This window comes from Paraburkholderia terrae (genome assembly GCF_002902925.1).
Classification (GTDB): Bacteria; Pseudomonadota; Gammaproteobacteria; order Burkholderiales; family Burkholderiaceae; genus Paraburkholderia; species Paraburkholderia terrae.
On the sequence record NZ_CP026112.1, the window covers coordinates 1,213,958 to 1,227,019 of the forward strand.

The window sequence follows — 13,062 nt, forward strand, 5'->3', positions numbered from 1 at the left end:
CGTATGGGGATCTTGCGATACGAGGCCGCTCGTTCAGCGACGAAGCGGGCGGGTTTGCGTCGAACCGTGCGTTCGCTGACGCGTAACGGCTTGCGCTTGCCGCTGCGCGCGACGCTGGCCGCGTTGCTGTTTGCGATGACGCTGCCGACCGTGCAGGCCGCATCCGATGCCACGCCTTCCACCTCGCCGGGCGCGATTCCCGCCACGCGCGCCGAACTTGCGGCGAAGCCGGGAACGACGCCCAGCACGACGCCGCTCGTGCCGTCCGCGCCCGCCAGCAATGGCTTGCCGCCGCTGCCGTCCGCGAAGCCCGTCGATCCGCGCGCGGGGCAGCAGCCCGCGTTCGCGGAGCCGGCGCCGCAACCCTTTGCAGTCGTGCGCGGCGGCCGCGACACGATGCCGACCACGGCCGACAACGGCACGGCTGTGTCGGGCGGACGCCGTCAGACCTTCACGTTCGCGCAGTTGGGCGCACTCGATCCGCTGCAACTGCGCGGCGTCGACGGCCAGAACGGCGTGCCGTTCTCGGTGCGCGCCGATGAAGTCGTGACGGGTGCGAACCTGCATCTGATCTATAGCTACTCGCCGTCGCTGCTGTCGAACCTGTCGCATCTGAAAGTGCTCGTGAACGGCGAAGTGGCGGCGACGCTGCCGTTGCCGCGCGAGCAGGCGGGCACGCTGCTCGCGCGCGACATTCCGCTCGAACCGCGCCTGATTACCGAGTTCAATCATCTGAACGTCCAGCTGATCGGCCATTACACGCAGGGCTGTGAAGACCCGGCGAGCAGCGCACTGTGGGCGACCGTCAGCAACGCAAGCACGCTCGATCTCACGTTCGCATCGCTTGCAGCCAAGCCGGATCTGGGCGCGCTGCCGCTGCCGTTCTTCGACCGGCGCGACATTCGCCGCCTCGAACTGCCGTTCGTGTTCGCCGCCAAGCCTTCGCCGCAAGCGCTCGAAGCGGCGGGCGCGGTCGCTTCGTGGTTCGGCTCGCTGGCCGGCTATCGCGGCGCGCTGTTTCCCGCGCAACTCGACAACGCGCCGCTGTCGGGCAATGCCGTCGTATTCGCGACCAACGACGAACGGCCCGCGGGCGTCACGCTGCCCGCCATCAACGGGCCGATGCTTGCGGTCGTCGATCGCGAAGCGCCCGCGCACGGCAAACTGCTGCTTGTGCTGGGCCGCGACGCGCGCGAGTTGAAGATCGCCGCGAACGCGCTGTCGCTCGGCGAGGCGGCATTGTCGGGCACCGTGCAGACCATCACGCACGTCGACGCGCCGCGCGCGCGCCAACCGTACGACGCGCCAGGCTGGCTGCCGACCGATCGCCCCGTGCGCTTTGGCGAACTGGCCGTGCCGAAAGATCTGTCCGTGCGCGGCTATAACGGCGACGTCGTGCGCGTGGACCTGCGTGTCGCGCCCGATCTGTTCACGTGGCGCACGAAGGGCGTGCCCATCGACCTGCGCTACCGCTTCACCGTGCGCCCCGCGCCGGACCGTTCGACGCTCAACATCAGCGTCAACAACAACTTCGTGCAGGCGCTGCGCATTCCCGCGCAGTCGTCGTCGATGCTCGATCTCGGCCGCTATCTGAACCGGATGCTGCCGGACCACACGGCGCCCGCGTCGAAAGAGATCTACATTCCGCCGCATCTGCTCGCGTCGCAGGCGCAGCTGCGCTTCCACTTCTATTACGACATGCCGAAGACGGGCGAATGCCAGGGGCAGGTGCTCGACAATGTGCGCGGCGAGATCGATCCCGATTCGACCATCGATCTGTCATCGTTCCCGCACTACATGGCGCTGCCCGATCTGGCCGCGTTCGCGAACAGCGGCTGGCCGTTCACGAAGCTCGCCGACCTGTCGCAGACGGCCGTGATCCTGCCCGTCAACGCGAACCCGAGCGACTACAGCGTGTACCTGACGGTGATGGGCCGTATGGGCGCGTCGACGGCGTATCCCGTCACGGCCGTGACCGTCGCGACGGCCGCCGACGTGCAGCGTCTCGCCGACAAGGATCTGCTCCTGATCGGCGCGCCCGGCCAGCAGCCGTTACTGACGACATGGGAAAAGGACATGCCGTTTTCCACCGCCGACGACTCACGCCGCATGCAGTTCTCGAACGTGTCGTTCCGCATCGCCAACTGGTGGCACGGCGATCGCGGCGGCGTGCGCACGGCGGGGCGCGCGGACCTGTCGCTGGTGAATTCGTCGGGCGACGCGATCATCACCGGCTTCCAGTCGCCGCTCGAAAAAGGCCGTAGCGTGGTCGCGCTGATCTCGGCGCCCGGTCAGTCGGACACCGATCTGACCAACGCGATGCTCGACGCCGATCTCGTCCAGTCGATCCAGGGCGGCTTGACCGTGGTGCGCGGCAGAACACTCGAAGTGGTGTCGAACGGCGACGTGTATTACGTGGGCCACCTGTCGCCCATCGAGTACATGCGCTGGGCGTTGTCTGTGCATCCGCTGCTGTTGCTGCTCGCCGGGCTGATCGCGGCGCTGATCATCGCGGCTGTCTTCTACCGGCTGTTGCGCGCGGTCGCTGCGCGCCGGCTGAAGGATTGATATGCGGGCGTCGTTTTTCTCACGCCCGTTGCACGCCGTGCTCGCGTGCGCGGGTGTCATGGTCGGCATGACGGGTCACGCTCACGCCGCGACGTGCGACGACTGGTCCGCGTATCGCGCGTTCGTGTCGCGCTTCGTGCAGCAGGACGGACGTGTCGTCGATTTCTCTACGCCCACGCAGCAGACCACGTCGGAAGGTCAGTCCTACGGCATGTTCTTCGCCCTCGTCGCGAACGACCGCGCGACCTTCGAGCGCGTGTTGCGCTGGACGCGCGCGAATCTGTCGGCGGGACGTTTCGACGGCGACGACGTGAAACTGCCTTCGTGGCAGTGGGGCAAGAAGCCGGATGGCTCATATGGTGTACTCGACCCGAACTCGGCGGCGGACTCGGACCTGTGGATCGCCTACGATCTGTTCGAGGCTGGCCGTCTGTGGCATGAACCGGCGTACACGAAGCTCGCGTATGCGCTCGTCACGCAGATCGAGAAGCAGGAAGTCGCCGATCTGCGCGGCCTCGGTCCGATGCTGCTGCCCGGTCCGCAAGGCTTCCGCAACGGCGGCACGACGCGCCTGAATCCGAGCTATCTGCCGTTGCCGCTGCTGCGCGCGCTCGCCGCGCAAGCGCCGAACGGTCCGTGGGCACGCGTCGCGGACAATGCATTCAAGCTCGTCAAGACGTCTGCGCCGCTCGGCTTCGCGCCGGACTGGGCCGCTTATCGTGATGGCCAGTTCGTCGTCGATCCGCAAAAGGGCGACGTGGGCAGCTACGATGCGATTCGCGTCTATCTGTGGGCAGGGCTGACTGCACCCGCCGATCCACTCGCGAAGCCGTGGCTCGCCGCATTGCACGGCATGCGCGACCGGATCGCGCAGACGGGCGTGCCGCCCGAGAAGGTCGCGACAACCACGGGCAACGCGAGCGGCGAAGGCCCGATCGGTTTCTGGGGCGCGCTGCTGCCGTATTTCCGCGCGCTCGGCGACACGCGCGCGGCGGGGCTCGCGCAAACGCATCTGGCCTCGCTCGCCACACCTACACCCGCGCCTGCACCAGGCGCAGGCCAGGCTACTCAAAACCAGCCTGTCTATTACGACGAGGTGTTGATGCTCTTCGGTACAGGGTCCGCAGACGGCCGCTACCGCTTCGATGAAAACGGCCGTATCGTGCCGCGCTGGGAGAACTCATGCCAATCCGCCAACGCGCGCTCGTAATCGGCGTCGCACTCACGCTCGGTGCGGGCGCGGCGGCGTCGGCATTCGCGCAGGCGCAGCCGAACGATCCGATGAGCGTCCTGATCGATCAGGGCAAGTACTGGCAGTCGCACAAGCGCGGCGATCTCGCCGAGCAGGCGTGGCTGAAAGTCTTGCGCATCGATCCGAAGCAGCCCGACGCGCTGTATGGCATGGGCATCGTGATGTCCGACCGCAAGGACGGCGCGGGTGCGCAGCAGTATCTCGCGCGCTTGCGCCAGGCCGCGCCGAACTATCCGAACATCGACGAACTCGCGCGGCGTCTCGGTCAGTCGAGCCCGACCGATCAGGCCGTCAACGACGCGCGGCGTCTCGCGCAGGCCGGGCAGCAGGCATCGGCGGCGCAGGCTTACCGGCAGGCGCTCGGCTCGAAGCCGACCAATCCGCAGCTCGCGCTGGAGTACTACCAGACGCTGGGTTCGTCGCCGCAAGGTTGGGAGGAGGCACGTCGCGGGCTGGAGCAGTTGGCGCGCGAGCATCCCGACGATCCGCGCTTCGCGCTTGCCTATGCGCAGCATCTGACGTATCGCGAAGCGAATCGGCGCGAGGGTATCGAGCAGCTTGCGCAGTTGTCGAAGGATTCCGTGGTCGGCGCGCAGGCGAAGGCGGCCTGGCGTCAGGCGCTGTTGTGGCTCGGCGTGCGCGCATCCGATGCACCGCTCTTTCAGGCGTATCTGTCTGCCGTCCCCGACGATGCCGCTGTCAAGGCGCGCGCCGACTCGATTGCGGAACAAGACCGGCGCGCCAGCGAGCGCGCGCAGCAGAACGCGGGTGCCGACTCGCGCGGCCGCACGATCGCTGAAGGCTTCGCGGCGCTCGATCGCGGCGATCTCGTGACGGCGAAGGCACGATTCACATCGGTGCTCGCCAGTGCGCCGAACGATGGCGACGCGCTCGGCGGCATGGGCGTCGCGCTGCTCAAGCAGGAGCAGTTCGCGCAGGCGCGCGAGTACCTGCTGCGCGCATCGCAGGCGGGCGGCGCGGCGCGCTGGCGCGAGGCGCTCAATAGCGCGACGTACTGGATGTACACGAGCGAAGGTCTCGGCGAACAGAGCAACGGCAACCTCGCGCAAGCGAAGGCGTCGTTCGAGAAAGCGATTGCCGTGAGTCCCGGCGACGTCACGGCGCAAACCGCGCTCGGCGATCTGCTGATGCAAAGCGGCGACCCGCGCGGCGCGGAAGCGGCGTTCCGGATGGCGTTGCGCCGCCAGGCCGACAATCCCGATGCAATACGTGGGTTGGTCGGCGCACTCGCCGCGCAGGGACGCGGCGACGAAGCGCTCAGCTTCGCGAACCAGTTGACTGACGAGCAGCGCAAGAAAGTGGGCGGCGCGGACCGTCTGCGCGGCGAGGCGCAAGCTGCGCAGGCGCGTGCCGCCGAAGCGCGCGGCGATCTGGGCAATGCGCGTAGCCTGTTCGAAGACGCGCTGCTGAGCAATCCCGACGATCCGTGGTTGCGGCTTGACCTCGCGCGCATCTACGCGAAGCAGGGCGCGTATGCAAATGCGAAAAGCATCATGGATGGCCTGATCGCGCTGCATCCGGACATGCCCGACGCGTTCTATGCGAGCGCGCTGCTCGCGGCGGATATGCAGGACTGGCGCTACGGTCTGTCGCAACTCGAACGCATTCCGCTCAACAAACGTACCGATGCGATGGCGGTGCTGCAGCATCGGTTGTGGGTTCATCAGCAGTGCGACGAAGCGGTGGCGCTCGCGAAGAGCGGGCGCGTCGCGCAGGCGCGCGGATTGCTGCAGAACGCGGAACCCGTTGCGGGCACGAATGCCGAGCTGATCGGTGCGATCGCGTCAGCCTATGTGAACACGGGCGACACGCCGCGCGCGCTGATGATGGTGCGCAGCGCCGTCGCGCGCGCGCCGAACGATCCGGGGCTGCTGCTCACCGACGCGGGCATTCTGCTGAACGCGGGTCAGGACATCGAACTGGGCGAGGTGATGCGGCGGCTCGCATCGATGCAGCTGACGGGCCAGCAACGCAGCGACTTCGAGAAGATCAACGTGGCGATCGTCGTGCGGCGCACGGATGCGCTGCGTCAGGCGAACGACCTGGCGAGCGCGTTCGACGTGCTGTCGCCGTGGCTTGCCGCGCGGCCAAACGATCCCGACATTCTGGCGGCGCTCGCGCGTCTGTACACCGCGAACAATGACAACGCGAATGCGCTCGCGACGTATCGCCTCGCGCTCGCGCAGAATCCGACCGACATGGGCCTTCTGCTCAACGCGGCGGGCGCGGCGACGCAGATCCGCAAGTTCGACTTCGCCGAATCGACGTTGAAGCAGGCGTTGCGCATCGCGCCGAGCAATCCGGATGCGCTCGCCGCGATGGGCCGCATGTATCGTGCGCAGGGCAGGAACAGTCTGGCCGCGCAGTATTTCCAGCGTGCGCTGATTGCGCAGAACGCGCCGCTTGCGCGTCCCGGCGGGACGGCGGCGGGCGCCAATGGCCAGCCCGTGCCGAGCGGCTGGGATGTGCCGTTGCGCCCGAGAGGGCCGATTCCATTGCCTGGCACGAATCCTTTTGCGAACCGGGCGTCGGCGGATGCGTCGAACAGTGTGCCGTTCCCGGCGCAGAATACCGGTCTCATGACCCAACCGTCTCCGATGCCAGCCATGCCTGCCTATATTCCGCCGACGCAGCCGGTCAGCGCGCCTAATGCGCCGTACGTCGCGCCGCAGCCGCAGCCGGCCTCGCAGATCAACTCGCTGGAGACGCTCGCGCCGCAAGCGGCAGTGACGGGAAGCGGAACGTCGGACGCGGACGGCTACGGGCCCGATCAATATGGCTCGTCGCAGTCGGGCGGCGGGCTTGCGCCGGGCCAGGCGTATCCGGCGCAGGGCTATGCTCAGCCTTATCAGCAACCGTATCAGCAGGGCTATCAGCAGCAGGCGCCCGCGCAGCAATATCAGCAACCGGTGTACGCGCAACCGGCTGACATCAGCACACCGTGGCCGATGTCGCCTCAGTCGCAGGCCGCCGCGCAGGCGCAGGCGACACAGGGAGTGAACGCGCAGCCGGCTTCGAAGAAACGGACGACGAAGAACGCGCGTACGTCGAACAGCAATGCGGCGTATGCGCAGCAGCAGGGAGGTTATCAGCAGGGCGGCGCACCGCAACAGGGTTACGCGCAACCTTATCCGCAGCAGCAGGCTTATCCGCAGCAACCTTATCCACAACAGCCGTATCCGCAGCCGCAGGCGTATCAGCAGCCTTACCAACCGCAACCGCCGCAGCAGGCGTATGCGCAGCAGCCGTATGCGCAGCAGGGCTACACGAACCAGGGCTACGGACTCGTGCCCTACGTCCCGCAACCGCCCGCGCCTTATCCAACGCGCAACACGCAGATGCAGGACGAGCAGAACCGGCAATATCCGCAGCCCACGCAGCCGCAGCCGCTGACCGTCGAGGAAGAACTTGCGCAGATCAACCGCGAACAGACCAGCACGGTGAGCGGCGGCATCCAGTTCCGCAATCGCGACGGCGAAAACGGCCTGTCTAACCTGACCGATATCGAAGCGCCAGTGCAAGGCCGCATCCGCGCGGGCGACGGCCACGTGACCATCGAAGTCACGCCCGTCACGCTCGATGCGGGCACGCCGAGCAACAGCGTGAACACGCTGTCGCGTTTCGGTTCGGCCCAGGCTTTCGGCACCAGCACAGTGCTGCCCGGCTCGCAGACGGCGAGCGGCGTCGGCGCGGATGTCGGCTATGAGTGGCGCGGACTGAAGACCGATATCGGGGCGACGCCGTGGGGCTTCCGCGAGCAGAACATCGTGGGCGGACTGCAATATCGCGGCAGCATCACCGACAAGGTGTCGTACAAGTTGACGGGCGCGCGCCGCGCGGTCACCGACAGTCTCGTGTCCTACGCGGGCGCGCACGATACGGCGACGGGCCTCGACTGGGGTGGCGTGACGTCGAATGGGTTGCGTGGCGACGTCGGCTGGGACGATGGTACGAATGGCCTTTATGCGAATGCATCATGGGACTATCTGACGGGCCGTAACGTCGCGTCGAACAATGCCGTGAAAGGCGGTGGCGGCGTCTATACGCGGCTCGTGAAAGACGCGGACCAGACGCTGACCGTCGGTGTCAATGCGACGCTGATGCACTATGACAAGAACCTCTCGTACTTCACGTTCGGCCAGGGAGGGTATTTCAGCCCGCAGCAATATGCGATTCTGAATCTGCCGATCGAGTACACGGGTCGCAACGGTCCATTCACCTACGATCTGAAAGCGTCGATCGGCGTGCAGCACTATCGTCAGGATGCGTCCGACTACTTCCCGACGAACAGTACCTATCAGAGCGCGGCAGCCAACGCCGCCCGGGTGGCGAACGCGGCAGCGGGCTCGACGGTTGTCGATCCGGACGCCGTCTATCCTGGCCAAAGCAAGACGGGCGTGTCGTACTCGATCGATGCCGTTGGCGAATATCAGCTCGCGCCGCAACTCGCCGTGGGCGCGGCGGCGTCGTTCGGCAACGCCTATCAGTACCGCGAGTTCGTCGCGGCCGTCTACGTGCGGTATGCATTCACGAAGCAGACGGGCCTGAGCATGTTCCCGCCCTCTCCCGTCCGGTCGTCGTACCTTCCCGTGAACGACTGAGCGCGTTCTCTGAAGAAGCAACGCGGTGACCGCGTTGCTTCTTTGCTCTCCTTGCAGCAAGCACGCTTGCGGCAGTCCGCGATCGTCCCGGACGGCCGCCGGCACTTCGCACGCACGTTTTTTTACGTCCCACTACAATCAATCGACCCGATCCCTGAATGTCCATGCGTAACAGGTCGACGCAGTGCGTATGCACTCGCCGGTCTCGCGTGATTAGCACGCCACGTCTAACAAAGCGCGGTTGTCGACCGGATTTTGTTGGGCGTCGGCGGATAAACAAAAACCCCCACTTACGGATACGCTCATGGCAACGCTGAACATCAACGGCCAGTCTCATACCATCGATGCGCCGCCCGACATGCCCGTGCTCTGGGCGCTGCGCGATATCGTCGGTCTCACGGGAACGAAGTTCGGCTGCGGCATCGCGCAATGCGGCGCATGCACCGTGCATCTGGATGGCGTTGCCGTGCGCTCTTGCGTGCTGCCCATCGCGGCTGTCGGCGACAAGAAGATCACGACGATCGAAGCCGTCGGCGACACGCCCGCGGGCAAGAAAGTGCAGGCGGCGTGGCGGCATCTCGACGTCGTGCAATGCGGCTACTGTCAGTCCGGACAGGTGATGCAGGCGGCTTCGCTGCTCGCGCAGAACCCGAACCCGAGCGACGCCGACATCGACGCGGCGATGGCGGGCAACATCTGCCGCTGCGGCACGTACAACCGCATCCGCGCTGCTGTGAAGCAGGCAGCGAAGGAGGCATGACATGTCGCAAGGATTGCTCGATGCACAAAACGGCAAGCCGCGCGACGACGATGCCGCGCGAGTCACACGCCGTGCGTTTTTGAAGTTCAGTGCGAGTGTCGCTGCGATGGCGGGCGGCGGCCTGATGCTCGGTTTCAGCATGCCTGCGCAAAGCCAGGGCGATGTGCGCAAGTCCGTGATCGGCGGCGACGGTGTCGAAACGCCGCAAAGCGGCGTGCTCGCGCCGAACGCCTTCGTGCAGATCGACACGGCGGGCAAGGTCACGCTGATCATCCCGAAGGTCGAGATGGGGCAAGGCGTGTACACGTCGATCCCGATGCTGATCGCGGAAGAACTCGAAGTGCCGCTCGACAGCGTGACGATCGACCATGCGCCGCCCGACGAAACGCGCTTCACGGACCCGCTGCTCGGCGGCCAGCTGACGGGCGGCTCGACGTCGATCCGCTATGCATGGGAACCGATGCGACGCGCGGGCGCGACCACGCGTGTGCTGCTGATCAACGCGGCCGCGCAGCAGTGGCAGGTGGACCCGGCGTCGTGCCATGCCGAGAACGGCCAGGTGATTCATTCAGACACGAAGCGCAGCGTCGCCTATGGCCAGCTCGTCGATGCCGCAGCGAAACTGCCCGTGCCGCAGAACGTGCCGTTGAAGAACCCGAAAGACTTCAAGCTGATCGGCACGCAGGCGAAGCGTCTCGATTCGCCGGAGAAAGTGGACGGCAGCGCGGTTTTCGGCCTCGATGTACGCGTGCCCGACATGGTCTACGCGGTCATCGTCAATTGCCCGGTGTTCGGCGGAACGCTCGCGAGCGTTGACGATACGGTTGCGAAGAAGATTCCCGGCGTGCGGCAGATCGTGAAGATCGACAACGGCGTTGCCGTGATCGGCGATCACACGTGGGCGGCAAAACGCGGCGCGTCGGCGTTGAAGATCACATGGAACGAAGGCGCGGGCGCAGCCGTGTCGATGAAGACGATCGTCGACGACATGGAGAAGGCGTCGCAGAACAACGGTGCGGTCGCGCGCAAGGACGGTGACGTGAACAACGCGTTCTCGCAGGCGAAGACACGCGTCGATGCCGTGTATCAGCAGCCGTTTCTCGCGCACGCAACGATGGAGCCGGTCAACTGTACGGTTCACGTGAAGCCCGATAGCTGCGAAATCTGGGTCGGCACGCAGGTGCCGACGCGGGCGCGCGATGCGGGCGCGAAGGTGACGGGGCTGTCGCCGGACAAGATCGTCGTTCACAACTTCCTGCTCGGCGGCGGCTTCGGACGCAGGCTCGAATTCGACATGGTCACGCAGGCCGTGAAAGTGGCAAAGCAGCTGAACGTGCCCGTGAAGGTGACGTGGACGCGCGAGGAAGACATCCAGCACGACATGTATCGCCCGTATTACTACGACAAGATTTCGGCCGGGCTCGACGCGAACGGCAAGCCAATTGCGTGGCAGCATCGTATTGTCGGCTCGTCGATTCTGGCGCGCTTCGCGCCGCCTGCCGTGAAGAACGGCGTCGATCCCGATGCCGTCGAAGTCGCCGCCGATCTGCCGTACGACCTGCCGAATCAGCTTATCGACTACGTGCGTCAGGAGCCGCATGCGATACCGACTGCATTCTGGCGCGGCGTGGGTCCGACGCGCGGCACGTTCGTTGTCGAGAGCTTCATCGACGAACTTGCGGCGCAGACCAAGACCGATCCCGTCAAGTATCGGCGCGACCTGCTTGGCAAATCGCCGCGCGCGCTGAACGTGCTGAACGTCGCGACGCAGGCGGCGGGCTGGGGTAGCACGTTGCCGAAGGGGCAGGGGCGCGGGGTGTCGGTGATGCACGCGTTCGGCAGTTTCTTTTCGATGGTGGCCGACGTCACTGTCGATCAGGGCGAGGTGACGGTGAATCGCGTGGTATGCGCTGTCGATTGCGGGATGGTGGTCAACCCGAACACAGTGGAAGCGCAGATCCAGGGCGGCATTATCTTCGCGATCACGGCGGCGCTGTACAGCGAGATCACGATCGATCGCGGCCGCGTGCAGCAGAACAACTTCACGGATTACCGGATTCTGCGCATCAACGAAACGCCGAGCATCGACGTGCATATCGTGAAGAGCAGCGAGGCGCCGGGCGGCATCGGCGAGCCGGGAACGGCAGCGGCGCAGCCCGCGATCGCCAACGCGATCTATGCGGCGACGGGCAAGCGGTTGCGGCAGTTGCCTGTCGGTAACCAGTTGATGAACGCGTAAGGGGCCGGCGATGAAAACGACATTGAAGGCATTGGCGCTGGCTGCTGGATTTACCGCGTCGTTCGCGCTTCCCACCTTGTCTCACGCGGCCGACGATGCGCTCGTCACACGTGGAGAATACCTGGCGAAGGCGGGCGACTGTATTGCGTGTCACTCTACGCCGCACGGCAAGCCATTTACTGGCGGCCTGAAAATGATGACGCCGATGGGCGCGATCTATTCGACCAATATCACGCCCGATCCGGAGACGGGCATCGGCCAGTACAGCGAGGACGACTTCAAGCGCGCGATGCGCGAGGGCGTCGCGAAGGACGGCCACAACCTGTATCCGGCGATGCCGTATCCGTCGTACGCGAAGGTCAACGACGACGACATGCATGCGCTTTACACGTACTTCATGCATGGGGTGGCGCCCATCAAGCAGGCGAACCGCGAGCCGGATATCAAGTGGCCGTTGAACATGCGATGGCCGCTGAAGTTCTGGAACATGGTCTTTCTGGAGAAAGGCGTGTACCAGGACAAGACGGGCAAGGACGTCGCATGGAATCGCGGTGCGTATCTGATTCAGGGGCTTGGGCATTGTGGCTCGTGTCATACGCCGCGCGGCGTTGCGTTCCAGGAGAAGGCACTCGATGAAAGCGGTGCTCTGTATCTATCGGGCAGCCCAATCGACAACTGGTTCGCGTCGAACCTGACGGGTGAGCACAACGTTGGTCTGGGCCGCTGGTCCGAGGCCGATGTTGCGCAGTTTTTGAAGACGGGCGCGAATCAGCATGCGTCGGCGTTTGGTTCGATGACGGATGTCATCAACAACAGCACGCAGGCGCTGACGGATGTCGATGTTGCTGCGATGTCGCGGTATCTGAAGTCGCTGCCGGCGGCGGGCGGCTCAGGCGGGCCGGCTTATGCGTATGACGCGAAGGTGACTAAGGTTTCGCTGACGCGGCCTGCTAATGATGCCGGTGCGCGGGTTTATACGGCGTTCTGCATGCATTGTCATGGGGTGGATGGGCGTGGGTTTGCGCCTATGCTGGCGCCGCTGGCTGGGAATCCTAATGTGCTGGAGAAGAATGCTTCTTCGTTGATCAATGTCACGCTTAATGGCACTGGGGATCTTGTGATTGGTGGGGTGCCTGCTGCTTATCCTATGCCCAAGTATGGGCCTGTGCTGAATGATCAGCAGATCGCTGATGTGCTTACTTTTATTCGGGCTGGATGGAATAATGGCGCGCCTGCTGTCGGCGCTGGGGATGTGGCTAAGGTTCGGAAAGCTACGCAGTAAATGGGCTTTTTTGTCTGCGACGCTGGGTGGTTCGCTTGTTTTGTGCTGCCGTCCGCGGTTTGCCTTCATGGCGCGGGCGGTTTGGTTTTTATGGGTTTTCGCTGGCATCCGCGAGTCGTTAGCGTGCTTCAAGCGTCGCCCCTGTGCGGGGCGGCACCTACTTTTCTTTGCCGCCGCAAAGAAAAGTAGGCAAAAGAAAGCGGCTAACACCGCCAACATTTCTTCTTGCCTGAGGGCCCCCAACGGGTCTTATGCTTCACACGGCAACGTCTCTGTTAGCGCGTGTTGCCAACGCTCCGAATGAGCGCCTCACCCACTTCAAACACCCGAACTTGGGCT

At 65.1% G+C, this 13,062-nt stretch carries 6 protein-coding genes; all 6 read left to right on the plus strand.

What is annotated here, in order from left to right; translation table 11 throughout:
* The first annotated feature begins 3 nt into the window (after positions 1 to 3).
* Complete coding sequence (bcsB, locus tag C2L65_RS21675; RefSeq protein WP_042314253.1) at positions 4 to 2,568, plus strand: cellulose biosynthesis cyclic di-GMP-binding regulatory protein BcsB; 2,565 nt, start codon at positions 4 to 6, stop codon at positions 2,566 to 2,568.
* A 1-nt stretch (position 2,569) separates the two neighbouring features.
* Complete coding sequence (gene bcsZ / locus C2L65_RS21680; protein ID WP_042314252.1) at positions 2,570 to 3,778, plus strand: cellulose synthase complex periplasmic endoglucanase BcsZ; 1,209 nt, start codon at positions 2,570 to 2,572, stop codon at positions 3,776 to 3,778.
* Complete coding sequence (locus tag C2L65_RS21685) at positions 3,751 to 8,442, plus strand: cellulose synthase subunit BcsC-related outer membrane protein (RefSeq protein WP_052426973.1); 4,692 nt, start codon at positions 3,751 to 3,753, stop codon at positions 8,440 to 8,442. The genes bcsZ and C2L65_RS21685 overlap by 28 nt, the downstream gene beginning before the upstream one ends.
* Before the next feature lie 304 nt (positions 8,443 to 8,746).
* A complete protein-coding gene (locus C2L65_RS21690; RefSeq protein ID WP_007579117.1) occupies positions 8,747 to 9,202 on the plus strand; it encodes a (2Fe-2S)-binding protein in 456 nt (151 codons plus the stop codon).
* Between the two features lies 1 nt (position 9,203).
* Complete coding sequence (locus C2L65_RS21695) at positions 9,204 to 11,441, plus strand: xanthine dehydrogenase family protein molybdopterin-binding subunit (RefSeq protein ID WP_042314251.1); 2,238 nt, start codon at positions 9,204 to 9,206, stop codon at positions 11,439 to 11,441.
* 10 nt (positions 11,442 to 11,451) lie between these two features.
* On the plus strand, positions 11,452 to 12,723 hold the full coding sequence (locus C2L65_RS21700; protein WP_042314250.1) for a cytochrome c: 1,272 nt from the start codon (positions 11,452 to 11,454) through the stop codon (positions 12,721 to 12,723).
* Positions 12,724 to 13,062: the final 339 nt, after the last annotated feature.